The sequence below is a fragment of the Mesorhizobium sp. U510 genome (assembly GCF_059180695.1).
The window spans coordinates 2,278,230-2,303,299 of the sequence record NZ_CP180532.1 but is presented as its reverse complement, the minus strand read 5'-3'; the positions used below and the strand labels follow the sequence as shown (position 1 = coordinate 2,303,299).

At 59.9% G+C, this 25,070-nt stretch carries 21 protein-coding genes and 6 pseudogenes; 14 read left to right on the top strand and 13 right to left on the bottom strand.

Annotated elements, in window-relative coordinates:
• Nucleotides 1-158: 158 nt before the first annotated feature.
• Nucleotides 159-633, top strand: a pseudogene (locus tag ACLGL5_RS12990) (Tn3 family transposase); the annotation flags it as partial.
• 204 nt (nt 634-837) lie between these two features.
• Here the strand turns inward: ACLGL5_RS12990 and ACLGL5_RS12985 are convergent.
• The gene (locus ACLGL5_RS12985; RefSeq protein ID WP_245307066.1) at nt 838-1,320 is read right to left on the bottom strand and encodes a ProQ/FINO family protein; all 483 of its coding nucleotides are present in this window, start codon (nt 1,318-1,320) and stop codon (nt 838-840) included.
• A 687-nt stretch (nt 1,321-2,007) separates the two neighbouring features.
• Nucleotides 2,008-2,199, bottom strand: a complete 192-nt coding sequence (locus ACLGL5_RS12980; RefSeq protein WP_027033412.1) for a hypothetical protein — start codon at nt 2,197-2,199, stop codon at nt 2,008-2,010.
• 203 nt (nt 2,200-2,402) lie between these two features.
• Between ACLGL5_RS12980 and ACLGL5_RS12975 the strand changes: the two genes are divergently transcribed.
• On the top strand, nt 2,403-2,717 hold the full coding sequence (locus ACLGL5_RS12975) for an aminotransferase class I/II-fold pyridoxal phosphate-dependent enzyme (RefSeq protein WP_263496943.1): 315 nt from the start codon (nt 2,403-2,405) through the stop codon (nt 2,715-2,717).
• The gene (locus ACLGL5_RS12970; protein WP_027033411.1) at nt 2,620-3,177 is read left to right on the top strand and encodes an aminotransferase class I/II-fold pyridoxal phosphate-dependent enzyme; all 558 of its coding nucleotides are present in this window, start codon (nt 2,620-2,622) and stop codon (nt 3,175-3,177) included. Before ACLGL5_RS12975 ends, ACLGL5_RS12970 begins: the two co-directional genes overlap by 98 nt.
• A gap of 647 nt (nt 3,178-3,824) precedes the next feature.
• Here ACLGL5_RS12970 and ACLGL5_RS12965 read toward each other — a convergent pair.
• The gene (locus tag ACLGL5_RS12965; RefSeq protein WP_069091229.1) at nt 3,825-4,820 is read right to left on the bottom strand and encodes a LysR substrate-binding domain-containing protein; all 996 of its coding nucleotides are present in this window, start codon (nt 4,818-4,820) and stop codon (nt 3,825-3,827) included.
• A gap of 103 nt (nt 4,821-4,923) precedes the next feature.
• Between ACLGL5_RS12965 and ACLGL5_RS12960 the strand changes: the two genes are divergently transcribed.
• The 8 genes from ACLGL5_RS12960 to ACLGL5_RS12925 all read left to right on the top strand — a co-directional run bounded on the left by ACLGL5_RS12960 (nt 4,924) and on the right by ACLGL5_RS12925 (nt 12,402).
• Complete coding sequence (locus ACLGL5_RS12960) at nt 4,924-6,456, top strand: ATP-binding cassette domain-containing protein (protein ID WP_141700901.1); 1,533 nt, start codon at nt 4,924-4,926, stop codon at nt 6,454-6,456.
• Entirely contained in the window at nt 6,453-7,457 is a 1,005-nt protein-coding gene (locus tag ACLGL5_RS12955; protein ID WP_069091228.1) for an ABC transporter permease, read from the top strand. The genes ACLGL5_RS12960 and ACLGL5_RS12955 overlap by 4 nt, the downstream gene beginning before the upstream one ends.
• Before the next feature lie 22 nt (nt 7,458-7,479).
• Nucleotides 7,480-8,442: a substrate-binding domain-containing protein gene (locus ACLGL5_RS12950; RefSeq protein ID WP_069091227.1), complete on the top strand. Its 963-nt coding sequence runs from the start codon at nt 7,480-7,482 to the stop codon at nt 8,440-8,442.
• Nucleotides 8,443-8,508: 66 nt separating this feature from the next.
• Nucleotides 8,509-9,402, top strand: a complete 894-nt coding sequence (locus ACLGL5_RS12945; protein ID WP_069091226.1) for an amidohydrolase family protein — start codon at nt 8,509-8,511, stop codon at nt 9,400-9,402.
• Nucleotides 9,403-9,436: 34 nt separating this feature from the next.
• The gene (locus tag ACLGL5_RS12940; protein ID WP_069091225.1) at nt 9,437-10,189 is read left to right on the top strand and encodes an SDR family NAD(P)-dependent oxidoreductase; all 753 of its coding nucleotides are present in this window, start codon (nt 9,437-9,439) and stop codon (nt 10,187-10,189) included.
• Nucleotides 10,190-10,208: 19 nt separating this feature from the next.
• Nucleotides 10,209-11,048 carry a transketolase gene (locus tag ACLGL5_RS12935; RefSeq protein WP_106406568.1) on the top strand — a complete coding sequence of 280 codons (840 nt, stop codon included), beginning with the start codon at nt 10,209-10,211 and terminating at the stop codon, nt 11,046-11,048.
• Entirely contained in the window at nt 11,045-12,067 is a 1,023-nt protein-coding gene (locus ACLGL5_RS12930) for a transketolase family protein (RefSeq protein ID WP_069091224.1), read from the top strand. Before ACLGL5_RS12935 ends, ACLGL5_RS12930 begins: the two co-directional genes overlap by 4 nt.
• Before the next feature lie 119 nt (nt 12,068-12,186).
• Nucleotides 12,187-12,402: a helix-turn-helix domain-containing protein gene (locus ACLGL5_RS12925; RefSeq protein ID WP_083246596.1), complete on the top strand. Its 216-nt coding sequence runs from the start codon at nt 12,187-12,189 to the stop codon at nt 12,400-12,402.
• A gap of 643 nt (nt 12,403-13,045) precedes the next feature.
• On the opposite strand, the gene groL is transcribed toward ACLGL5_RS12925, so the two are convergent.
• Both groL and groES read right to left on the bottom strand, forming a co-directional pair.
• A complete protein-coding gene (groL, locus tag ACLGL5_RS12920) occupies nt 13,046-14,704 on the bottom strand; it encodes a chaperonin GroEL (RefSeq protein ID WP_494372918.1) in 1,659 nt (552 codons plus the stop codon).
• 65 nt (nt 14,705-14,769) lie between these two features.
• Nucleotides 14,770-15,066: a co-chaperone GroES gene (groES, locus tag ACLGL5_RS12915; protein ID WP_069091223.1), complete on the bottom strand. Its 297-nt coding sequence runs from the start codon at nt 15,064-15,066 to the stop codon at nt 14,770-14,772.
• Nucleotides 15,067-15,552: 486 nt separating this feature from the next.
• Here groES and ACLGL5_RS12910 point away from each other — a divergent pair.
• Nucleotides 15,553-15,815, top strand: a pseudogene (locus ACLGL5_RS12910) (DNA -binding domain-containing protein).
• Between the two features lie 404 nt (nt 15,816-16,219).
• On the opposite strand, the gene ACLGL5_RS12905 reads toward ACLGL5_RS12910, so the two are convergent.
• The 3 genes and pseudogenes from ACLGL5_RS12905 to ACLGL5_RS12895 all read right to left on the bottom strand — a co-directional run.
• On the bottom strand, nt 16,220-16,876 hold the full coding sequence (locus ACLGL5_RS12905) for a molybdopterin-binding protein (RefSeq protein WP_245307065.1): 657 nt from the start codon (nt 16,874-16,876) through the stop codon (nt 16,220-16,222).
• 49 nt (nt 16,877-16,925) lie between these two features.
• Nucleotides 16,926-17,275 (bottom strand): annotated as a pseudogene (locus tag ACLGL5_RS12900) (c-type cytochrome).
• Nucleotides 17,276-18,773: 1,498 nt separating this feature from the next.
• Nucleotides 18,774-18,956: pseudogene (locus tag ACLGL5_RS12895) on the bottom strand (Tn3 family transposase); the annotation flags it as partial.
• 436 nt (nt 18,957-19,392) lie between these two features.
• Between ACLGL5_RS12895 and ACLGL5_RS12890 the strand changes: the two are divergent.
• Nucleotides 19,393-19,740, top strand: coding sequence for a hypothetical protein (locus ACLGL5_RS12890; RefSeq protein ID WP_069091219.1), 348 nt, complete (start codon nt 19,393-19,395; stop codon nt 19,738-19,740).
• Nucleotides 19,622-20,092: pseudogene (locus ACLGL5_RS12885) on the top strand (trehalose-6-phosphate synthase); the annotation flags it as partial. The gene ACLGL5_RS12890 and the pseudogene ACLGL5_RS12885, both read left to right, overlap by 119 nt.
• An 84-nt stretch (nt 20,093-20,176) precedes the next feature.
• On the opposite strand, the pseudogene ACLGL5_RS12880 reads toward ACLGL5_RS12885, so the two are convergent.
• From ACLGL5_RS12880 to ACLGL5_RS12860, 5 genes and pseudogenes are all read right to left on the bottom strand, one after another.
• Nucleotides 20,177-20,881: pseudogene (locus ACLGL5_RS12880) on the bottom strand (IS110 family RNA-guided transposase); the annotation flags it as partial.
• A 170-nt stretch (nt 20,882-21,051) separates the two neighbouring features.
• Complete coding sequence (locus tag ACLGL5_RS12875; RefSeq protein WP_069091218.1) at nt 21,052-21,747, bottom strand: histidine phosphatase family protein; 696 nt, start codon at nt 21,745-21,747, stop codon at nt 21,052-21,054.
• On the bottom strand, nt 21,744-22,613 hold the full coding sequence (gene kdsB, locus ACLGL5_RS12870; RefSeq protein WP_069091217.1) for a 3-deoxy-manno-octulosonate cytidylyltransferase: 870 nt from the start codon (nt 22,611-22,613) through the stop codon (nt 21,744-21,746). Before kdsB ends, ACLGL5_RS12875 begins: the two co-directional genes overlap by 4 nt.
• 27 nt (nt 22,614-22,640) lie before the next feature.
• Complete coding sequence (locus ACLGL5_RS12865; protein WP_069091216.1) at nt 22,641-23,912, bottom strand: sialidase family protein; 1,272 nt, start codon at nt 23,910-23,912, stop codon at nt 22,641-22,643.
• Between the two features lie 74 nt (nt 23,913-23,986).
• A complete protein-coding gene (locus ACLGL5_RS12860; protein ID WP_083246591.1) occupies nt 23,987-25,051 on the bottom strand; it encodes a KpsF/GutQ family sugar-phosphate isomerase in 1,065 nt (354 codons plus the stop codon).
• Nucleotides 25,052-25,070 lie beyond the last annotated feature (19 nt).

Here is a 25,070-nt window from a genome sequence, read left to right as displayed (position 1 = left end):
AGGCGACAAAACAGTGTCGGATAGTATACGGTCGTCAGACGCCAGACCGGCGACACCTTCTTTATTAGTAGTCCTGTCGTGGAATGATGGCAGGCGACCTGACCGTATTGACCCATAGGAGGGCTCCTGGTTGGCTCAGGGGTCACGTGCTTGCTCCGGGCGCGCTCGAGGTGGCTTGCGGGCTCGTTGCCAATGCAACACAGGCGATCCGCAACACCGCCATCTGGGGCGAAGCCGGCACGGCCCAAGAAGTTCGGCGCTTGGGACGGCAACCTGATGACGGAATGGCATGTCCGCTATGGCGGTCGCGCCGTGATGATCTACTGGCATGTCGAAAAGGGCTCGACCTGCATTTTCTCGCAGCTCAAGCGCTGTTCGTCTTCGGAGGTCGCGGCGATGACCAAGGTCTTGCTGCGACATTACACCAACGTGGAGATCCAGCGCCAATATGTCGACAGCCATGGCCAGAGCGCCCTCGGCGTCCCTTTTGCCGCCTGCTCGGGTTCAACCTGCCGCCACGCCTGAGGGCGATCGCCTGGCAGAAGCTGGCGCTGCCAGGCCTGCGCGCTGAATTGCCAAATGCTTCCCATTCTTTCCAAGGTCCTCACTTGGGAGGAGGTCGAGCAGCAGTATGGCCACAGTCAATCTGGGCCGGCCAGAACGACATCGGAATAGCGTCCGGCCTTCGTTCATCTCGAAGAAGGGATGACCGACCGGTCCGTTTTTCGCGCATGCGGCAGCTCCATTGCGATCGCGGCAATTTGGATTGGCGCGGGCGCCATGTGCTCCGACCCTGAGGGGCTGTCCCGGTCGACAAGAGCCATCGCTCAGCGGCGATCAAGTCATCGGCTTTCGGAATGACCGGCGACGCTTGGTCTCAACGACTACGCCGGTCGGGCTGTCGGCCGTATTCTTCGCCTTGAACACGGCGGTTCGCTTCGGTTTTGGTTTGGGTAGCGCTTGAGGCTCTGCCCTTGGCTCCGGCGTTTGCTTGCTCTTTTGTTTGTCCTTGCGGGCGCAAAGTAAAGCCTTGGCGGTCGCCGCGTCCGCATCCGAGACCATGCCGGCCGGCTTGCCATTGAGATCGATCCGTGCGGCGCCGGCATCCAGTCTTGCCAAGTATCTGGCCATCTTGGTATACGCCAGCAGGGCTCTCCTCAATTCATCATCAGACAGTTCGCCGTCGAGCGCTCGAATGTCACGATGGATGCCGATCTTGAGCGGCCTGGGCGCTTTCGGATTGAACGCCGCAGGCCACTTGGCCGATAGATAGCGGAAAAGCTGTGCAGGCGATTTGCCTCGGCTACAGCTCAACATCATAAGCCTCGCCCCATTTTTTCGTTTCCAATTTGGACCTTCCTAGCGCTGATATATGCAATGATTATGGGAAAATGGGCATTCGCCCCGCAGGGCAAAGCAGCGGCCGCCTCCTCATTCGGACAGACGAAGTGCCTGGTGGACCGAGCAGGATCGGCACCAATCACGCCGAGCCGTCCGGATAAAGTTCACAGCCATACAGCAGGGTCGGTGGAACGCTGTTTCCCCATTCTCCGCCAGCCATTGACCCTTGGCGGCGCATCTGAAACGCCGGCAGCGAAAAGACTCCCTCCGCTGAGGGCCGTCGGCGAGTAGGACCCGAAACCGTCGCGGCTCCCCTCACCCGTTCGGCCGTTCCGTAGTACCAGCGCGTCGCGCAGCGCGAAAGCTATTCAGGCGACCGTTCCGTGATCTCGGCCGGATCGACGCCGTCCTGGGACAGGAAGGCAGGCGAATGGCTGGCAAAAAGCGTTCCGCCGCAAACCGGCGTCGATCACCAGAACCTGGCGGAACTGCCGGGCGGCGGCCTTTCCGGAATAGCTGCCGCCGATGACAATTGGCGCAGCGAAATTCGGAAGATTGCGAGCGACAGGCTTCGGACTCCCATTCGATTGCCGACTCGGCTCATGCATTGGCGGGCACTGAGAATGTTTGCACATCACGTTGATGGTTACCGCCATGGAGATCGCCTCAGAAGCGGCGCCCAATCGGAAACATTAGCACCTGCGCGTTTTGGCTCGGCTGCTTGAACTCCTCGACGGCAACTGCCTCAATTAGCAGATCCAAGGCTTCGCGCCCCCTCTGGCTCATCGGGTCATCGCCTCGCAGATAATGATACGCTCGATCTAGATGCACTCGCGCGGCAGAAAAATCGCTTGTCATATGACCCTCTCAGTTGCCGCCCGCGTTAGCCGTCTACGAGGTGAGGGTCACGCAATCGTCAATATCCACAGACGGATTTGATTTAAATCGCAGATGATCCGGGAGAAACCAAACACCGGCTTGTCCTATGCGAGTGCCCCTTGATTATGTCGCCGGCGGCCCGGTGGACTCTGCAATAGGGTTGCTAAAGCGAGCCTGCCAATATGTCCCCAGCATCCTCCAATAAGCCGTCCCGAGTTTCTGGTCAGTCCAGCACTTTTGCGTCCGACGCTGGATACGGCGATCCACGTGGTGCGCGCGTCCTGCGGCTGGCACTTGCCGATTATCTAGCAAGCGATCGTGGACTTGCGGCCTCGCCTGATGAGATACTGGTGACAAGGGGCAGCCAGATGGGGCTGTTCCTGGCAGCGGCTGCGGTTATTGACCCTGGCCAAGCCATTGCCGTGGAGGTGCCAGGCTATCCTCTGGTGGACGGCGTTTCGGGCAGCAGGCGCCAGAATCATCGCCGTACCAGTTGACACCCAGGGTATCGACGTCACGCAACTCGAAAATATCGCCCAGCAGGAAACGGCCCCGAAAGCGATCTATGTCACGCCACACCATCAATACCCGACGCTCGGTGCCGGTCGCCGGCTAAAACTGCTCGACATCGCGCGAAAGCGTGGACTGGTCGTCATCGAGGACGACTATGATCACGAATACCGATTCGAAGGACGACCCGTGCTGCCGCTAGCCGCACGGGCGCACCCGGAACAGCCCACCGTCTATGTCGGCTCCCTGTCCAAGCTGCTCACACCCGCTATCCGGATCGGATATATAACCGCGCGGCCGAACATCCTGGCGCGTATAGCCGACCGGCGAGAGGCAATCGACCGCCAGGGAGATTTCCCACTCGAACAAGCCCTGGCCAGGCTGATTGGAGACGGAGTGTTGCAACGGCACCCGCAAGGCCCGACGCATCTACGCGTCGCGGCGTGATCTCCTGGCCGAGGAAGCCAGCCGGCCTCTCGGCGACGATGTCATGTTCGACCTCCCGGCGGGTGGCCTGGCACTCTGGTTGCGCCTGCGAAACGGGCTGAGCGGGGAAACCTGGGCCGCGAACGCGGCCAGCGCGGGCCTTGCCATCACGCCCGGGATTCGCTTTGCACTCGACCCCGCGAACGCGCCCGAGGCATTCCGGTTCGGCTACGCCCATCATGAAAGCCGAACTTCAGCACATCGTTCAACTGCTTTCGCGCACGCGGCCGAGCCGATAGCGGTGCAGCTCGGCCGAGAGAAAAAATCCTGTCAGTCTTTCCAGAAGGTTCCTAGGCATCTTCGTCACAGCCCGAATTTGCTCGGCCGCCCTGCGATACTCATTCGATTTAGGGCCTTTGCCCCAATGAACCCGCCCGCAGACCACGGTCGGCGTGTCGGGATTTCAGATAGCCACCACGGAGGCGGAAAGATATCCGGTCGACTTCGTGCGTATTATAACCTCCTGTTTCGGTGGAATTGGCTTTGCCTCCTTGCGACAGGACCACCGCATGGTGCGCCTCGACCTGCTGAGAACGTTATTGTCGCCATGCGCACAAGGTCAACTTGGCCGTTCTGAAAAACTCTAATACGGGATCAACATTGTTGTATCACGCCATTGGTGTGGCTCTGTCATCCTGCGCGCCGAAATGCGGCCGTCGCTCGAACGATATGTGGAGTTGCTTCTCCAACAGAAAATGGCGAGCCAGATCGGTATCACGCTTTCCGATCCGTGACACCCATTCCGAAAACAGGCGAACCGCGCGCCGGTTCATATGCCGCGAAGGACAGACCAGCCAATAGCCCGGAAACTCTATGACGTCGAACTCGGTTGAGACCGGCACCAGGGAGCCCGACACCAGGTCCTCGAATGCGATCGATGTGCTCTCCAGGACCACGCCTGCCCCATCCTTAGCCAACTGAACCGACATCGATGAACGGTCAAAACGATAGGGATAGGTCATGCGGGCCCCCTGGATGGCGTTGCGCGGCAGCCAGTAATCCCAACGGAAATAGGCCTTCACACTGTCGATCAATCGCGCATGGCGAAGCTGCTCGCGCGGATCCGGCGAGATCGCGTGCAGTTCGGCAAGATAGGAAGGCGAGCACATCGGCAGGATCAGGTCGTTGACGACGCAATCGGAATAGAGGCCGGCCCAGCCGCCGTCGCCGTAACGAAGATCGAGATCGATGACCTCCGTTTCGAAGTCGGAGAAGTTGGGTGTCGCGTCGACCCGCAAATTCCAGCTCGGATAGTCCTTGCTGAATTCGGCCAAGCGCGGTGCCAGCCACTTCTCACCGAAAGAAGGACTGACACGGACGCTGAGCTGGAAGCTCTCACGCTGCCGAACGATGGCGTTGCGCACCTCGCGGATGGATTCGAAAGCCTGCGTGGTGGTCTGAAAGAGCCGCTCGCCGTCGATAGTGAGCGAGAGATGACGCTTCTCGCGTTGAAAAAGCCGCACCCCGAGCTGGTGTTCCAGCAGCCGCAGTTGCTGGCTGACCGCCGAAGGTGTCACGCGCAATTCCTGCGCGGCCTTCGCCACGCCTCCGAGACGCGCGACCGCCTCGAAATGGGTCATGGAATGGAACTTGAAATCCGACATTGTGCTCGTCAGTTAAGCTCAGCTACACAAAATGTTAAGAAACGAGAATTGAGCCGAATGTCAATCGGTCGCATGATCCTGCCGTCTCGGGAGGAGATAGAGGATGGAACCAGGTTCAGCTCAAAGCTTGGGCACTTGCGGCAATGTGCCGGGCGTTGGGCTGGCATCAGCCAGGAAGACGCTGATCGAAGCTTCCAACGTCGAGAAGAGCTACGGCGCGACGCGAGTCCTCCGGGGCGTGAGTTTTCAGGTCCGGGCTGGCGAAATCCACGCGCTCCTGGGCGGCAATGGCGCCGGCAAAAGCACCTTCATCCGCATCATCACGGGGCTGACCTCGCGCGATGCCGGCGATATTGACTTGCGCTCGTCGAAGGCCGGCCGCACCAGCCCGATCATCGCTGTGGTGCATCAGGAACTAGCGCTGTTGCCCGAGCTGTCGGTGGCGGAAAACTTCGGCATTGTGCATGCCAGGTCAGGCTGGTCGCTGATCAGCCGCCGCCGCATGCGCGAAATTGCGCTTGGTGCGCTCCGCCTGATCGACCCAGCGATCGGCGAAGAAATCATCGATTTGCCGGCACGCAAATTGTCGCTTCACGAGGGCCAGATCGTCGAGATCGCTCGTGCGCTTTCCACTGGAGCCGAAGTGCTGCTTCTCGACGAGCCCACGGCCAATCTCACCGCCGGCGAGACAGCCAAACTTTTCTCGGTGCTGAGGCGGCTGGTGCGCGAGGAAGGCATCGGCATCGTCTTTGTTTCTCACCGTATGCGTGAAATCCGCGAGGTCTGCGATGTCTGCACTATTTTGCGCGATGGCGTCACCATCGCGAATGCTACCCCTGTCGCCTCGCTCAGCGACGCTGAGATTGTCCAGCAGATGGGACAACCCACGCAGAGTTCGGCAACGCATCGCAACCCGCAAAAGCACCTCCGGCAGGGCGCACCAATCCAACTCCTGGGCCCAGACGACGTCCGTATCGCGATTTTGTCCGGCACCATCCTGGGTCTGGCAGGCGCACCGGCGGGTCCGACCGGTCTCATTGCTCCCCTTGTGGGCGCGGGACCCGGAGCGGGCTGGCGCCTTTCCGGCGAGGGTTTTGGGGACCGCTTCTCGTCCCCAGCGGCAGCGGCGCGCGCCGGCATCGGTTTTGTCTCGGGTGACCGGGCAACCAAGGGCATCCTTTCGCAGCTTCCGATCGTCGACAACGTGCTTGCAGCGCGCAGGGTTCGCGAGAGGCGGCGGATCGTTGCCGCGGCCGAGAGGCAGGAATGTCTGGATCTCGTTTCAGCGCTAAAACTAAAGGCCTCCTCGATCTGGGACCTGCCGGCCTCGCTTTCCGGCGGCAACCAGCAGAAGCTTCTCGTCGCACGCTGGCTTGGGCTGCCGCTCAAAATAGTAGTGCTGGAAGAGCCGACGAGTGGCGTCGACATCGGCACAAAGCATGACATCTATGGCTTGATCCGGGAGATGGCAGACGCTGGCGCGATCATCATCTGGTGGTCGACCGAGAACGTCGAACTGCTTGAGCTTTGCGACGCCATTTTCGCCTTTGACACCGATGGGCGGCCAAAGGGATTCCTGCCAGCAGAACGCTACACAGAGGGCGGGCTCGCCGAACTGACGGGGATGGCGGCATGAGCGACACAGCGAACCGCGCCACGACAACCAACAAACTCCGGACCACCAGGTCGCGCGTCCCAGCAGTTCTTTTGTCCTACCGCACGGAAGCCGCGATTGCCGCGGCAATCGTCGTTCTGCTGGTGGCCGTCGGAATGTTCGTGCCCGCCGCACTCAGCATGGGCAATTTGCAAAACATTATTCAAGCCGCCGCGCCTCTCATCATCATGTCGCTTGGTGTTTTGCTGGTCGTTGTCACCGGCGGTATCGATCTTTCGGTCGGCTCCGTTTTCTCCCTCACCGGAATGGTAACCGCGCTGGCGATGGCCAGTGGCGCTGATGGACTAACCGCGAGCGCTGCCGGCCTGGCGGTCGGCCTTGTGTTCGGTTCGATCAATGGCCTTCTGGTCACGGTCGTCGGGCTCGCGCCGTTCGTCGTCACGCTCATCACCTACGCGGTGGCGGGCAGCCTTGCCTTCATCGTCACAAACGGTCGTTCGATGCCGATCGGAGCGCCGGATTTCTGGCTCCTGAATTCGGGCGAGATTATTCCCGCAATACCCAACCATCTGCTGTTCTGCATCATACTGATGGTCGTGCTGGAATACGTCCTGCGCAAGGTCGTGGTCGGACGCTGGTTCTATGCTGTCGGCTCATCGGCGGTTGCCGCTCGGCTGCTCGGCATCCCGGTTCTGCGCATCAAGTTCGCGGCCTATGTCGTATCGAGCCTGCTTGCTTCTTTCGCCGGACTTTTGACCGTCAGCTACATCCTCAACGCCGAAGCCACGGCCGGTGCCAGCCTTATGCTGCAGGCGATTGCCGCCGTCGTCATCGGCGGGGCCAGCCTCTTTGGCGGAACGGGCAGCGCCATTGGTGCCGTGCTGGGCGCGCTGATGATCACCTGCATCCAGAACGGCGTGAACCTCATTGGCGTGAACAGCTTCTGGCAGGGGTCCGTGACAGGCGCCGCAATCCTGCTCGCGGTTTTGATCGACCGCTTCAGCAACAAGAACCGCATCTAGATCATCAACGGGAGGAACCAAGATGAAGTTGAAGACCATTCTACTTGCAGCATTGGCGGCAACCGCGCTGTCCAGCGCATCATACGCCGAGGACAAGAAAACCGTCGCCTATATCGCCCCGTCGCTGGACATCTCCTATTGGCAGTGGGTCGGCTACGGCGTGAAGGAGAAGGCCAAGGAGCTTGGCATGGATTATGTCGAGTACACGTCGGAGAATTCGCCCGCCAAGCAGATGGACAATGCCAGGACAGCTGTCACCAAAGGTGTCTCGGCCATCGTGATCGGGCCTGTCAGCTCAACGTCGACGCCGCCACTGCTCGACTATCTGGCGAAGCAGAAGGTGCCGATCGCCTTTGCCGGCATCGGGCCACAGCCGGGCCTCACGAACTACACGTCCTCGGTGACCGCGAACAACTACGAGACCGGCAAGGCGCAGGGAAAGTTCACCTGCGAGCTCGCAAAGGAGCGTGGCGGCAACAAGGTCGGCATGCTGTCCTTGCCACAGGATCGGGAGAATGCGCAGAAGTATCTCAAAGGCGCCAAGGAGGCGTTCGCTGCCTCGGGCTGCGACCTCGTCCAGATGCTGGAGACACGCGGCCTCACCATCAGCGAAGCCGTAACCCAGGCAAACGACCTGTTGACGGCCAATCCCGACATCAAGGCCATTTACGGCATGTATGACGAAGCTGGCACCGGCGCCGCCAAGGTGGTCGAAACCAGGGGCCTGTCCGGCAAGATCGGCATTACCGTCGCCGACGGCTCGCCAACAACGATCGCGCTTCTCAAAAAGGGAGCGATCCAGGGCATCTTCTTCCAGGAGGCGGTGGGCCAGGGCATCGACGGTACCCAACAGGTCTACAACGCCCTCACGGGCGCACCGGTGACCCAGGACCTTGCGTTGGTCATGCCTCTGGTGACCGCCGACAAGGTCGACAGTCCCGAGGCCAAGAAGGTCATCGCCCGCGTTTTTCCCCCGAGCAACTGACCGCCACCCAGTGGACCCGCCGGCTAGCTGCTGGCGGGTCCAGACCCCGAGCGAGGAATCCCGACCGTGGCCGAGCTGCCCTTCATCGATCCGCACCATCATTTGTGGGATTTGGAGACCAATTACTATCCGTGGCTGACCGACGGGGTTAAGCCGTCGGCCTTCGGCGACTACGAGGCGATCCGCAAAAGCTACCTTCTCGACGACTATCTGGAAGACGCCAGGAATCAGAACCTGGTGAAATCAGTGCATCTTGATGTGGGGTTCGATCCCGGCGATCCGGTCGGGGAAACCCGTTGGCTGCAGGAGATCGCGAACAAGCGGGGGTTTCCCCACGGCATTGTCGGTTATGCCGACCTCTCCAAACCCGATGTGGGCGACCTTCTCGACCAGCACATGGAGTATGCGAACTTCAGGGGTGTCCGGCAGTCGATGAATTACCACCCCGACCCCGCCAAGACGTATCAGGCCCGGTCGGAAGTGAGCCGGACACCCGAATGGCGGCGAGGCTTCCAGGAGCTGGCGAAACGTCGACTGAGCTTCGACTTGCAGCTCTATTACCCCCAGATGGGCGAGTTTCTCGAGCTCGCGCGCGATTTTCCCGACGTGCAGATCATTCTTAACCACACAGGAATGCAAATTGATGGCCCTGAACATTTCGGGGCCTGGAGAAAAGCCATGCGCCAGTTGGCGCAGGCGCCGAACGTCGCCTGCAAGATCTCGGGTCTTGGCATGGGTGACTGGTCCTGGACCACTGCATCGATCCGTCCCTATGTCGAGGAAGCGATCGCGGCCTTCGGCGTCGACCGCAGCATGTTCGCCACGAACTTCCCCGTCGACAAGCTGTTCTCGAGCTTCGACGCCATCGTTAATGCCTTCAAGGAGATCACGAAGGCTTACCCCCATGAGCAGCGGCTTGCGTTGTTCCACGACAACGCGGCCCGGTACTACCGCCTTTAGACCATTCGTCGCGTAAACAGCAGGAGACTTTGACATGTTGCTGAAGGGCAAGGCCGCGGTGATTTCGGGTGCCGCGAGCCCTAGAGGAATTGGCCGCTCCACGGCAACGCTGATGGCGGAGCAAGGCGCGCGTATTGCCATTCTTGACCTTGATGAGGGACAAGCCCGTGACGCAGCCGCGTCGCTTGGGCCCGAGCACATTGGTCTCGCCTGCAATGTCGCCGATCTCGATGCCTGCAAGAAGGCTGCTGCGGAAGTGACTGAAGTTTTCAGCAAGGTCGACGTGCTGTGCAACATTGCCGGGATCACTCAGCCAGTAAAGACACTGGATATCGGCCCCGCTGATTGGGACCGCATCCTCGATGTCAATCTGCGCGGCGTCCTCTATCTCAGCCAGGCCTTCATCCCGCATATGCGCGAAAATGGCGGTGGATCGATCATCTGCATGTCGTCGGTTTCCGCACAGCGCGGCGGCGGCATCTTCGGCGGCCCGCACTATTCAGCCGCCAAGGCGGGCGTGCTCGGGCTTGCCAAGGCCATGGCGCGCGAATTCGGACCCGACGGTATCCGCATCAACTGTGTTACGCCGGGCCTCATCCAGACTGACATTACCGGTGACAAACTGACCGACGCCATGCGCGCCGATATCATCAAGGGTATCCCGCTCAGTCGGCTGGGCGATGCCCGCGACGTGGCGGGCGCCTATCTCTTCCTCGCGTCCGATCTGGCCAGCTACATCACCGGCGCCGTCATCGACGTCAATGGCGGGATGCTGATCCATGGCTGAAGGGACAACGGAGATCGACATGCCACGGGCCGGCAGCAATGTCGGCCTTGCCGAACGAGCCTATCGTATCCGTCGGCATGCGGTGCGCATGGGTCAAGTCCAGGGCCAGGGCTATGTCGGACAGGCTCTGGGTGTCGCCGACGTGCTCGCCGTCGCCTATTTCCATGCGCTTCGTTACCGGCCTACCGATACGCGCTGGGAGGGACGCGACCGCTTCCTGCTGTCGATCGGACACTACGCGATCGCGCTGTACGCCGCGCTGATCGAAGCGGGCGTGCTCCCGGAGGAAGAGCTCGAAACCTATGGCACCGACGACAGCCGGATGCCGATGTCCGGCATGGCGGCGTATACGCCCGGCATGGAGATCACCGGCGGGTCGCTCGGCCACGGCCTTGGCATCGCCGTCGGCATGTGCCTGGGGCTGAAACGCAAGCGGAGCGGCAGTTTCGTCTACAATCTGATGTCCGATGGTGAGCTCGGCGAGGGCTCGACCTGGGAAGCAGCGATGTCGGCCGCACACCACAGGCTCGACAATCTCATCGCCATCGTCGACTTCAACAATCAGCAAGCCGACGGCCCATCGACCGCGATGCTTTCCTCCGAGCCGGTGACCGACAAGTTCGAGGCGTTCGGCTGGCACGCACAGCGTGTCGACGGCAACGACATTGAGGCAGTCCGCATGGCCTTCGATCTGGCGCGCGGGCTTAAGGAACCTCGCCCGCGTGTCATCGTCTGCGACACTCGCATGGCCAAGGGCGTGCCGTTCCTTGAATCCCGCGACATTGCACACTTCATTCGGGTCGAGCCGCATGAATGGACGTTGGCCCTCGAAGCTTTGGAAAGGGGACGTTCGCATTGAGGCTGTCAAAGTTCGCGCCGCGCCACGCCGTCAACGCGGGTGAGCGCAAAACCACGTCGGCAATGATCGCCTCGATTGCGCCCGATGGCATTGCGACCCGCAACGCGCCGTTTGGGCACACACTTGCCAGATTGGCACACGAGCGGCTCGGGATCGTGGGTTTGACGGCTGATCTTGCGAAATACACCGACCTACATGTCTTCGCGCAGGAGCATCCGGATCGCTTCTACCAAATGGGCATGGCGGAGCAGGTGCTGATGAGCGCTGCCGCTGGCCTGGCGCGGGAGGGTTTCACGCCCTTCGCCACGACCTACGCTGTCTTTGCCTCGCGACGTGCCTACGATTTCATATGCATGGCGATTGCCGAGGAGAACCTCGACGTCAAAATTGTCTGCGCTCTGCCGGGATTGACCACCGGCTACGGCCCCAGCCACCAGGCGACGGAAGACATCGCGATTTTCCGTGGCATGCCGAACCTGACGATCATCGATCCATGCGACGCGCTCGACATCGAACAGGCCACGGAGGCGATCGCGGACTACAAGGGGCCGGTCTACATGCGGCTGTTGCGGGGCAAGGTCCCCGTCGTGCTCGACGAATATGATTACACATTCCAGATCGGCAAGGCGTGGCTGCTGCGCGACGGTGCGGATGTGCTGTTCATTTCCAGCGGGCTGATGACCATGCGCGTGCTGGAGGCGGCGAAGGCGCTTGAAGCGGACCGCATCGACTGCGCGGTGCTGCACGTGCCGACCATCAAGCCGCTCGATACGGACGCAATCCTTGCCGCCGCGCGCCGGGCTGGACGGATGGTGGTCGTTGCGGAGAACCACACGATGATCGGCGGGTTGGGCGAAGGTGTCGCTGGCCTGCTGATGCGCGAGGGCGTGACCCCTGTCTTCCGCCAGATCGCACTGCCCGACGAATTTCTCGACGCCGGCGCGCTACCGACACTTCACGACCGCTACGGGATCTCAACATCAGAGATCGTGCGCCGCGTGCGCAAGTGGGTGAAATAGATACGAGGTCCTGACGCGTAACTAGGCTTGGGGTCTGACCCTATGGTGCCTATGTGCCCCTGAAACGCGGTTTCTAGTGCGAAAGCGATCCGCAGCATGGTCAGCGCCGGGAATGCACCCTGACGCGTCGCTCCTGCGACGCTAGAGAGATCGAATGCCTGAAATGGGACGCGAGGGGAGAGAAGGTCAAACGGACCGCAGAGATACTGTCGCTATCTGCTCGCATGGTCCGATTTCATCTTGATCTGGCAAGGGCCAAGCTGGGTGCCAAAAGCTTGGCCCATGCGGTTGCGATCGCGGCAGAGCGCGGCCTTTTCTTTCAGAGACTGTTCTGATCGATATCCAAGCGCTTCGCGGGAAGCCGCCGGCAAAACTCGGCTCCGTTTCGTGAAGCTAGGAATGATAGAATGACTGGATCATGGGGAAAGAAGGGAGACGTCGCTCTGGACATCTGATCCGGAAAGGCACCGCGACGCTCTGAGGCTAGAATGCTGGCCAAACCAAGTGCCCTATTCGCAAACCATACGGTACCGCTTGCCAGGCTCGCTGACGTTCTTGCAGACAAGCACTTTGTGCGGCTCGGAAGAGGAGAGCGGCGGACTTGCGGCCCGCCAAACAACTCTCTGTGATGTCTTTTGACTTGCCGAACGGCGCGGTTCGAGCCTCTCCGGCGCCTCTGGCGCCACCGGAAACACGCTGGTTTCGATCTGTTGCTGCTGCAGGCGTGGCGGCTCTTTGTCAAAGAATCGCCTAGCATCAAGCGATCTCGGAATAATCACTGTACCATCATCGCTGTGCGCGCAGCCGCCGCCCAAGAGTAAGGCCAGGCCCAGGAAAAAAGGCAGTATCCGTCCAGACATAAGCATAACCCTTGGCGGGCATATACCCCGGCTCGCGGGTCGCCGACAACCGGCGCAATGGACACGAAGAAAGGGCGGCATTGCTGCCGCCCTTCGAGATTGGTGAGAGGCGCGGACCTTAGAAGTCCATGCCGCCCATGCCGCCCATGCCGCCGCCGCCCATGCCGCCAGGCATGCCGCCGCCGCCAGCCGACTCCTTCTTCGGAGCCTCCGCGATCATGGCTTCGGTGGTGACCAGCAGGCCGGCGACCGAGGCCGCGTCCTGGAGAGCCGTGCGCACGACCTTGACCGGATCGACGATGCCCATGGCGATCATGTCGCCATATTCGCCGGTCTGGGCGTTGTAGCCGAAGGTTGCGCCCTTGTTCTCAAGGATCTTGCCGGCAACGATCGAAGCTTCCGCACCGGCGTTGGCAGCGATCTGGCGGGCCGGAGCCTGCAGCGCACGACGCACGATGCTGATGCCAGCGGTCTGGTCGGAGTTTGCGCCGACAGCGTTGATGCTCAGCGAAGCGCGCAGCAGGGCAACGCCGCCGCCGGGAACGATGCCTTCTTCCACGGCCGCGCGTGTCGCGTTCAGCGCATCGTCAACGCGGTCCTTCTTTTCCTTGACTTCGACTTCCGTCGCACCGCCGACGCGGATCACCGCAACGCCGCCCGCGAGCTTCGCGAGACGTTCCTGCAGCTTCTCCTTGTCGTAGTCCGACGTGGTCTCTTCGATCTGCTGCTTGATCTGGGCAACGCGGCCCTGGATCTCTTCCTTCTTGCCGGCGCCGTCGACGATGGTGGTGTTCTCCTTGGAGATCGACACCTTCTTGGCGCGGCCAAGCATGTTGAGGCCGACGTTCTCGAGCTTGATGCCGAGGTCTTCGGAGATGACCTGGCCACCGGTGAGGATGGCGATGTCTTCCAGCATGGCCTTGCGGCGATCACCGAAGCCCGGCGCCTTGACGGCGGCGATCTTCAGGCCGCCACGCAGCTTGTTGACGACCAGCGTGGCCAGAGCCTCGCCTTCGACGTCTTCCGAGATGATGAGCAGCGGCTTGGAGGTCTGCACGACGGCTTCGAGAACCGGCAGCATGGCCTGCAGGTTGGAGAGCTTCTTCTCGTGCAGCAGGATGTAGACGTCCTCGAGATCGGCAACCATCTTGTCGGCGTTGGTGACGAAGTAGGGCGAGAGATAGCCGCGGTCGAACTGCATGCCTTCGACGACTTCGAGTTCCGTCTCGGCAGTCTTGGCTTCCTCGACCGTGATGACGCCTTCATTGCCGACCTTCTGCATCGCTTCCGCGATCATCTTGCCGACCGACTCGTCGCCATTGCCGGCGATCGTGCCGACCTGGGCAACCTCTTCCGAGGTCTTGATCTTCTTGGCGTTCTTGATCAGCGTCGCGACGACGTCGGTCACGGCAAGATCGATGCCGCGCTTCAGGTCCATCGGGTTCATGCCGGCGGCAACCGCCTTGTGGCCTTCCTGGACGATCGACTGCGCCAGAACGGTCGCAGTCGTGGTGCCGTCGCCGGCGATGTCGTTGGTCTTCGAAGCGACTTCGCGGACCATCTGTGCGCCCATGTTTTCGAACTTGTCTTCAAGCTCGATTTCCTTGGCGACGGTGACGCCGTCCTTGGTGATGCGCGGGGCACCGAACGACTTGTCGATAACGACGTTGCGGCCCTTGGGGCCGAGCGTCACCTTCACCGCGTCGGCGAGGATGTTGACGCCGCGCAGCATGCGCTCGCGGGCGTCACGGGAGAATTTTACGTCTTTGGCAGCCATTTTGTACTCCTGGGCATTTCGCCCGAAATTCAGATTGGATGGTACGGATGAAAGGCAGCGGCGTGTTAGCCGATGATGCCCATGATGTCGGCTTCCTTCATGATCAGAAGGTCTTCGCCATTGAGCTTGACTTCGGTGCCCGACCACTTGCCGAACAGGATACGGTCGCCAGCCTTGACGTCCAGGGGCACGAGCTTGCCAGCTTCGTCGCGGGCGCCGGAGCCGACGGCGATGATCTCGCCTTCCTGCGGCTTTTCCTTCGCCGTATCCGGGATGATGATCCCGCCGGCGGTCTTGGATTCGGATTCGACCCGGCGAACGACCACGCGGTCGTGAAGCGGCCGCAACTTCGACTGTGCCATTTTTATTATCCCTGGTGCGTAGGTTGAAAGGTTCTCCGTTGCCGGAGGGTGGTTAGCACTCGCTATTGGGGAGTGCTAAGATGTCGGTGAGATAGGCTGTAGGTTCGTACTTAGTCAAGACGGGCGGGGGGACGGACCGAAGGGCAAAAGATGTGGAATTGGCGCGGAAGCCTGCCCGTTACGGTGCATCCAACTGCCTAAGCGAGCGTTTCGGCCGTAAGTTCTGGGCCGACTTTCGTCTGTGTTAAAAATGTGAAATTATGTGAAGTTAACGGCCGAGCAGTCGGCGGAATCGACGGCCAGCCGAAACAGTCTTTTGCAATCATCCCTAACCTCGGGTTGCATCGCCAAAAGGAGCGCTCATCGCTTCGGCAGGCACTTGCAGACCATGATCGGGAACGTCGTGTTGAGGCGATATTCCCTCGGGCTCGGGTAGCCTATCGAAGCGAGGTCTTCGACCAGTTGCTTACGGAGCTCGATATCGTGATGAAATACCCAGACGTTAAATCAGGTCTTAAAGATGAAGTCCCTTGGTCGGACAGCCTGACCGCGTACGACAAGGAGGACTTCACGACCTACATGAGGTTTCTGGATGCGTCCGCCGACGATGAAGCTATGAGGAGATGGCGCAGGTCATCCTCGGCATCAATCCGGCGGAAGAGCCGCAACGCGCGCGGAGAGCCGCGAGAAGCCATCTCGATCGGGCGAACTGGATGATGACGACCGATTACAAGGAGTTGTTCGCGTAAATGAGGGTGAACGGGCGGCGACACACGCTGCTTGTCAGACGTGATCACGGCCGTTCGCCGCAAGAATGACATGGCACCCGGGCCCTGCGGGATTGCAGGCTTCCGCTGACGTCTATTCATTGTCAAACTCCGCTCCTCGGACACGCAGAAGATTCGCTGCGCCGATGCGTCTGTGCGTGGCCATGCAGGTCAGCGGCGGCCGCTCGTCATACTTGGCCGGTGCAGCAAAGGCGGAGAAGAGGAAGCCGTGTTCTTGAGGGTCAAAGCCGGACGATGTTCCAATCGTTTTTTTGTCGGGACCATGTAGATATGCCGCCTGGTGAGCCACCGCAGGAGGATCGATAAACTCCGAGGTTTTCGGCAGCCGCTTTTCGTACGACGTGCAGTGTACAGCTGTCGATTCCTCAATGCATGGCCCCAGATCGCCGAGACCCGATCCATGAGGCCGCCCTCTCGCCTGCCGAGACCCCGCCTCTGGTAACCAGGGCATCACAGGACGTGAGGGCGCGAGCGACAACGTCTTTGAGAAACCCCAGGCAGTCAGGGACCATGCCGAAGTCGACGATTTCCGCCCAAGGACAAGCCGCCAGCAACGAGCTCAGCATTATCTGGTTGGAATCGTAAATCTGACCGTGCTCAAGGGGTTCACCCGGCTCTTTAATTCGGTTCCGGTCGAGAGCAGTCCTATCCGGATTTTTCGAAGCACTTGGACGTCGGCGATCCCCGCCGCTGCCAACGAGGTTAGATCCCCTGGCGGATACGCCCTTGCCCCGCCTTATCAGTTCCGAGCCGGCGCTGACGTCTTCGCCAGCAAAACGGATGTGATGGCCCCGACGGGGCCGCTCGTGAATCGTAACGGTGTCGTCAATTCGCTCGCAGCGCTCTTGCATGACCACGGCGTCGAAGGTCCACGGAACAGGTGCTCCCGTGAATATCCGGAGTGCAGTTCGGGTCAGGTTCTCAAGAACGCGTACAACGCCGGCTACCGCCGTCTCAACGGGACAGCTTCGCCACTCTGTCCGGCTGAACAGTGGGCTTTCAAAACAGGTTTCACGAAACACGATCGCTCCCTCCTGGCGTTGTTCTCGTAAACGCAACGGCCAAAGGTTTCTAACCTGACACACACTTGAGATAGGCGATGACGTTTTTGACGTCCTCGGGATTCTTGAGGCCAGGGAACCCCATTTTGTTCGCCGGCACTTTCGCCTTGGGATTGGCCAAATACTCCATCAGGTTCGGCTCATCCCATACGAGGCCCGCTGCGCCCGCATCCTTCATGGCTTTTGAGTACGAATAGCCCGGGACGGTCCCAACTGTCCGCCTACAACGCCTTTCAAGGTTGGCCCGACCTTATTCGCGTCGGTATCAGCGCTGTGGCAGGCGGCACACTTTTTGAAGACTGTCTTTCCGGCCTCGATATCCTGAGCCCGGGCGACCGGAGGCAAGCACGCCAAAACCATTGTGGCACCGACGAATAGAGATTTCGCGCGGGCATTCCCCGATTGACGATGCGGCAGGCGGTCGAAATTTTTATGAGCCATGATCCAATCCTTGCTTAAAATACGCCGCTCAGGCGGCCGTAAAGAAGCCTCGACTCCCTCGGCGTAGATTTCGCCCTCGGCGTCAATGCGCAGCTCGTATTGAGGAATATTGGCCGTCGACTGGTCCCAGATCTGCTACCTTTCTCCAATGTGAGTAGTGGCCGGGACACCTAAAGGAGTGGTCATCGGCGTTGTAGTTCCATGGGAAGCCCTTGTGCAGGCACGTGGTCCAGAATCCGACAATGTCGCGGCCCGGCCCGCGCCGTCTGGTAACTGACGTCGAGGGTTCGTTCGGCTTCATCCTGTTCGATGGATATTCGATGAGTGTCAGCCCCAGTGCAGACTTTGTCTGAGTTTGCGCAGGGAGGGCCACAGGTATGGCCATTCCTGCATCGGCAAACGTTCCTTCCCTTAGAAATTGACGGCGGCCCCATGTCAGGCAGCTTGTGCAGCAATTCATGCGTCCTACCCATTAGGCGAAATGTTCTCGAAAAAAGCTCTGCAACGCTTGTGCCAACCGGAAAAGCCGGCGATTTCATACAAAATGCGAATGGGATCCACATCCGAGGAGTCGCGGCCAAGGCCCCGCAGACCCATATCGCAAATCGTCTGTCAGCGGTCTCGACCGGGTCGCAAAGATCGGTCGTGTAGACAGTACAAGCACAATGGATGGCCATCGGAGGACGTGGGAAATTGCGGTTCGGTGAACCAGTGTTGTCGTTTTCGTTCGCTCCAACAGGTCCGAAGCGCTAGCTCCGAGGTTTGGAAGCCGGCGTTTGAAGTTCCTCCCAAGCTGAAATGTCATTTGGGACTCGATGACGAACCGTCATGGATTTATGCGGACGAGATCAACGCATTCTCATGGTGTGTCGTCTGATCAACGACCTGTCGACATCTTTTGCATTCATAAGTCTGGCGATGCATTTGTCTGGAGAAGGTCTTCACTCTTCGGCCCTGCTGCGCCCGCGGAATGAACCCGAGCTAGCGCCGCGCGTTCCCCTTGCCACGCCCAAGGTCGGCGGAGGCGCCGGCAGTCGATGCGGCCGGCAGAACCCGCGCTACCGCGAGGCGCTGCCATCTCGATATAGGAGCTGTTGACTTGCAGAACACTGCACTATCTGCGAACGCATCGCGACATGGCATCCCTCGGCTTAGACTAGAGAGCCGCCGCTAGAACTAGCTTCGTTCGCCGCGTCGGCCGCAGCGGGATCCGATACTCGCTCAGCATTGTGACAACATCGGCGATACGAGTCTTGTCACTCTCCGTCAGCCGCAGATCAACCTCGACGAATGCGCGCCGACTTCCGATACGGGCGCGTCAGTGGGCGCTTGCTCAAGCCGAATGTAACCAGGCGGCCTGCCGGGTTTGCGACCGCGTTTCACATAACCGTTGCTCTCAGCGCCATCAGGACGACCGGGCCTGAGATCGCCGGCGCAATGCGGGACTCGAATAGCATTCGATCATGGAGAGCGACCGCTCGATGCGGCCGAGTTCCCGAAGAGTTTGGCCAGTTGGCTTTCCTTCGGTAATGCCGAGAGCTTCTTCAAGATCGTCGAAGGCACGGCACGGGTGTTGATCGATGGCCGCCAGATGAAGCAGTCGATTTCCAGCTTGCGCAGGAAGGCAATCCGGTCGGTCAGCCCGCCAGGTTTCACGAGGCGCATCCGCCGCCGATCGGAGCCAATGAGAGCCTGTCTGGCCAATGGTCGGGTCGCGGCGTTGGATTTCGGCTTCGACCGACACCCAACCCACGCCGACCGTTAACTGAGCGTGGGCGAATTCGTGGACGTGGTGACAAAGCTCTGGGAAAGTTGGGAGGTTGATGCGCTCATCGCGAACCCGGGGGCGCCGGTCGCCACACTTGTGGTCGTACGGAATCGGCCCACGCTCTCAGTTAAAAAACTTAGGAGCAACATGATCCAAAAACCGAAGCTTTGCGAGCTCAGTTCCTGCCCCGCTTAGTGCCTATTTGTGTGCGCTATTCTGCCATACGCCTAATGAGATTGTCCCACCTGATGACCGTCCCGGAGTGACCATGAAGAACATTATGAGTGTTGGGGACGGTGGAGATGGTAGACTGGTCATCGTGTCAAACAGGGTTGCGCTGCCCGACCAGCACGGGTCATTGCCGCCGGGCGGAATGGCCATTGCGCTGAACGCAGCGCTCCAGCAACGGGGCGGCCTTTGGATGGGCTGGTCGGGGAAGGTGAAAACCGAGAAGAACCAGGTGTCACCGACCATGCAGGAGGCCAACGGCATCACCTATGCCCTTGCCGATCTCTCGCAGAAGGATCTGGACGAATATTACTACGGCTTCGCCAACAGGGGTTCTTTGGCCGGTCTTCCACTGCCGTGTCGACCTCGCCGAATACAACGACGCTAGAAAGTCAGGATACTACCGCGTCAACCGACTCTTCGCAGAGTCTTTGATGCCGCTCCACCGCGAGGACGACGTCATATGGGTGCAGGATTATCACCTGATCCCTCTAGGGAAAGAACTGCGCGAACGCGGCTGCCGCAACCGGATCGGCTTTTTCCTGCACATACCATGGCCGCCGGCGGACATCCTCGCCACCGTGCCGCTCTGCGAAGAATTACTGGAAGCGCTTTCGTTCTATGACCTTGTCGGCTTTCAAACCGACGACGATCTTGACAACTTCGCCGAATGTCTACGCCGCCGAAACTTAGGGCGTCTCATGAAAGACCGTAGCTGCCTGGTCAAAGGGCGGGAGTTTCGCTGCGGGGTTTTTCCAATCGGTATCGACACGGCCAAGTTCGCGAGCCTCGCAGAGCTAGCGACGCGCGACGGGGATCTGCGCGTCCGTTACGGTCGCGGCGATCGCGCTTGCAGTGATTGGGCCGATGCCAGGAATTGTCTCAAGGCGTCGGCGCAGTTCATTCGAGCGATGCCACTCATGAATATTGCGGTCCAGCTCGCTGATCTTCTCATGTACCTCCCGCAACTGACCGATCAGGGGAAGGAGCGCGGCCTGCGCAAGCGGAGGAATGAGTTCGTCACCCTGGTCTTCGATGAGCGCGATTAGCGTGCCCACACCCGCAATGCCTTGGCGCGTCACGACACCGAACTCCGCCAGGTGGCCGCGCAGGGCGTTCACCAGCATCGTCCGCTGGCGGCGGATCAACAGCTCACGGACCCGATGCAGCATCAGCACACTTTGCTGCTCCTCGCTCTTCACCGGAACGAAGCGCATCGTCGGTCGCGTCACCGCTTCGCAGATCGCCTCGGCATCGGTCGCATCATTCTTCTGTCTCTTCACGTATGGCTTGACGTAGGACGCCGGCATTAGCCGAACCTCGTGACCCAGCGCCATAAGAACCCGAGCCCAGTGGTGTCCAGTCGCGCATGCCTCAACGCCGATCAGGCACGGCGGCAATGCTTTGAAGTATCCAACGACATCATCGCGGCGAAGCTTGCGGCGGACGACCGCCCCGACACCATCGACTCCGTGGACCTGAAATACATGCTTCGCGATATCCAGACCAATTGTGGTAATCCTTTCCATGGACGGCTCTCCCTTATGTGACTTTCGACAGCCACACTATGGCACCTCGATGCCGGGAGCGGAGGCCGTCCACCACATCAGGTCACACATCTTGAACCTCGCGAAAATTGACGCAAGGTTCCTCCACGCGACCAGTTACCAAAAGTTTGCAACACAACCCGCGCGCGAGGCTAAGGGCTGGATACGGTATCGGTTGATCCCCTGCGCGGCACCTTACTCATTAGTTCTGACAAATAATCCGGATCTGGTGCAATGTTCCAAGCGTGGACCTGGCAATTCCCCTGCCGTACGTCAAGAATGCAAATATTTCCGGTGGCGACCTTGCCACTCCGAAGTTCCAATTTTCCCTTGAGTGTATTGCCGTCGAGCCACAGGAAGTAGCGTAGCACGCCGCTGCTGGTTACAGCGAGGACCGCTCTATCCTTCCCCGTTCGGGTGACGTGCTCCACAAATGTCGTGACGCCATGTGCCAACGTGGGCTCGGAAGGGCTCCAACCAGGCGATTCCGGCCACGCGCCGCTGCGTTCCCACGCCTCTAATTCCTCCTTCCCGAATTGCGCTATGATCTCCTGGCTGCTCAAACCCTCCCATGCACCATAATCTATCTCGGCTAGCCTCGAATCGACAATCGGTACGGGGGCGACACCGATCCGCTCCACGATGATGTTGGCATACTGACGCGTGCGCAGCAGCGGTCCGCAGTAAAGGCCACCGAGCATAACACCCGACTGGCAGAGGGCGTTGCCGAGATGCTGGGCCTGGCGGCACCCTTCTGCTGTAAGCGCGAGATCGGTTCTGCGACCGACCCACGCGATCTTGTCGCCGGGCCCAAACGTGTTGCCATGACGGCTGAGGATCAACATCATGGACGTTCGCCGCTTTGTGTTGCCGATCCTCCCGCCGATCGGGGCTCTAGGCCCGCCTCAACGAGATCGCCCTCTTCGGCGATGATTGCCTCAACGCGCTTCAAGTCATCCAGGCTATCGACAGCCCAGTGAGTCCGGCCTCCATAGTCGACTTCTACCACCCGGACAGGAATCCCATACTCAAGCGCACGCAATTGCTCGAGGTTCTCAGAGCGTTCGAGGGGACCGTGTTCGAGACTAACATATCGGCAAAGGGTTTCGTAGCGGTATGCGTACAGCCCGATATGACGAAAGATAGGCAGCGGATCCTTGTTATTACCTGGTCCATCATTGCGAACGAACGGGATGATGGATTTCGAGAAGTAGAGTGCGTTGCCGCACCGGTCGAAGGTCACTGTCGTGCCACCGACCTCGCCGCGCCCTTTGGCCGTTCGTAGGGCTTCATAACTCCGCTGGTCCATCCGGACCGCGGAAGTCGCTATCTCGACTGTTGGGTCTTGGCGCATCTTATCAATCAGAGCGGCGATGACCCAGGGCGGCGTAAGGACCGCGTCACCCTGGAGATTCACCACAACTGCAGGCGTCGTGGCGAGCATCTTTGCTGCGGCCAGCACCCGCTCGGTGCCGTTTGTGCATTCCTTCGGGGTTATCACCACGTCACCACCAAAGCTTCGGACATGCTCGGCGATGCGCTCATCGTCAGTCGCAACGCACACGACATCAGCGCCTGCTGCGGCACAGGCCAAAGACCAGACACGATTGATCATGGTCCGGCCAGTGATCGTCGCGAGCGGCTTGCCGAGGAGGCGGCTCGACCCGTAGCGGGCCGGGATGATGATAGCGATTGGGCTCGAGCCCCTGGGCATTTTTCCCACCTTCAGAAATACAAAAGATTAATAGACGAGGTTGCGGAATTCCTTGACGCGATGGAACGTGATCAGGTTCGTGTATTGAGGATCCCTCCCCTCGTCATCGCCGGAGCGGCACACCACGAGAAGATCATTGCCGTCGACCGCCATGCTCGCGTAGTTCCGTGCGTGACGCTCGGTCTGACCCGCGGCGACAAGTCCGGCAAAGCACCAGTCGAGGCAGTTTCTGGAGAAGTGAAGTTGCAGTCTATGGCGCTCATTGTTCGGTAAATTGTAGCGTGCCTCCGACATATGAGTAAGGCGCACCATAGAGTCGGTCGCTTGTGAACTCAGCAACCAGTAGAGCCGCGTCTTGTCATCATAAATTAAAAAGAATTTCAGATGGCCTCCCGGAAGTGGAACGAAAAGCGCCCTTTTCCCCGACGGCATGGTTTCTAATTCCGTGGTCAGGCGACCATCAGCCTGCTCAATGACCTTCGCCACGGCGGCATAGCCCGTTCCGCCCGTGTTGGTGCGCAAAAAGAGGTGCAATGTCCGCCCGGCCGGATCGTGCCACAGATGTGCAGGATCGTAGAACCGAACGATATTGGGTTCAAGCCAGCCCATCGGTGAACACAGGCGTCCCGCTCCAAGCTGGGCCGGACCTCGCGCTGGGGTATTGTAGAACGGAACCCCAAACAAATCGATATCGCTGGACGAGACTATCTCGTTGAATGCAAGGGACTCCGAGATAGTCCAGCTCATGGGGTCAAGGAGATCGTGGTCGATTTTCGCGCGGAGCACCCGCGGTGCCAAACCTGCTGTATTCCATCCTTCGATCGCAAGATCGCGCCGCTCGTCCAAGGCGAGGTAGAGATACCTATTGGTGTAGTGGACGTTGCAGGACGAGCCGTGCCATTTCATATTTGAGGTTAGTGCAACCGGCGCACTCCACGTCTCCCCTTCATCGTCGGAGGCTATGATCATGACGTCGCCGGCATGACCAAGAATGTAGAGCCGCCCGCCAGCCACGAACGGGCGCGCATGCCAGAATGGAAACCTGCATCGCTCGGCCCAGGAACGCCCCCGATCGTCGGACACATAGACCATGCCCATACCGAAGCGAGTACCACGGTCGCGAGATCCCTTCGGTCCGAGGAGGTCCTTGATCCCGTCCCCGCCGAGATCAAAGGTCGCTATCACTCTGCGGCCTCCCGTGACGGCAATACCCGGTGTGTAGCAATAGATATCTTGTGGCCGCTCGGAGCGGTACACGATGTCGCAATCATCCGCCAAGGCACGCATCGTCGAAGTCATTCTGATTCAGCCTTCGTATAAGAGAGGCGGAGCTAGACCCTCCCTCGGATGATCGCGTTTTGCACAAAGTGTCATCATTTAGGACGTAGTTTCAGGACGTCCTGGCGAGATATCAGCCCGACAAACCGTTCTTGGTCATCGTGAACTGGCAGCTGCTCGATTTCGTGCTGACGGAAGATCTGCACGGCTTGATCGAGAAATGCGTGCGCGGAAATTACGGTGAGCGGCTGCTGCATGTGCCGCTTCACCGGATCATTCAAGTCGGGAGTTGCGCCGCAATCGACTAGTCGGCCGAGGGACTCCGCAATCAAAATCCCGACGACCTTACTTCGCTCGGATAGCACTGCGCCGACGCCTAACTTTCGGGGGGCGCGGCACATCGACAAGAGGGCCAGCGACAGTGGCGTATCCAGCCCGAAGACTGGAACCGCTTCAAGCGGCCACATTAGGTCGCGCACTCGCATCAGCTCCCATCCGAGACTTCCACCCGGGTGAAGACGAGCGAAATCCTGACGCGTAAACCCCCGCCGCTCCTGCAGGATAAGGGCTAGGGCATCCCCCACTGCCGCCATGGCGATAGTCGAGGTGGTCGGTGTAAGACCAAGCGCGCACGCTTCCTGCATCGGTCCAATGTCGACCACAAAATCGGCGACCTGCGCTAGTGACGAGTTGGCTCCTCCCGTGATCGCGGCAACCGTAACGGGAAGCTGACGGACTGCGCGGATGAAGTGTATAAGTTCAGCAGTCTCGCCAGAATTGGAGAGCGCAATAATGACATCTCCCGCGCGCACGCGGCCGATATCTCCATGCAAGGCATCGACCGGGTCTAGCGTGATGGATCGAGTGCCAGTCGATGTGAGAATTGCTGAGATCTTTTCTCCAACCAGCCGCGATTTTCCGATACCACATACGACCACAATGCCAGTTGAGGAAAGAATATAATCCGCGAGCGAGCAGACATGCTCGTCGATCCTGTTTGAAAGGATTTCCAGTGCGGCAGCCTCTTGGCGGATGATGGCCCTTGCCCGCTCAAGCATAGCCATTTTGCTATTACTATAGTTCCTGTCATATTTCATATGTTGCTGATCAGGATCTCCGCGTGGACGCAGGTCTATGGGCTTGGGGTTAACAATCGCCATGATGACAGCCTCCAGTTTA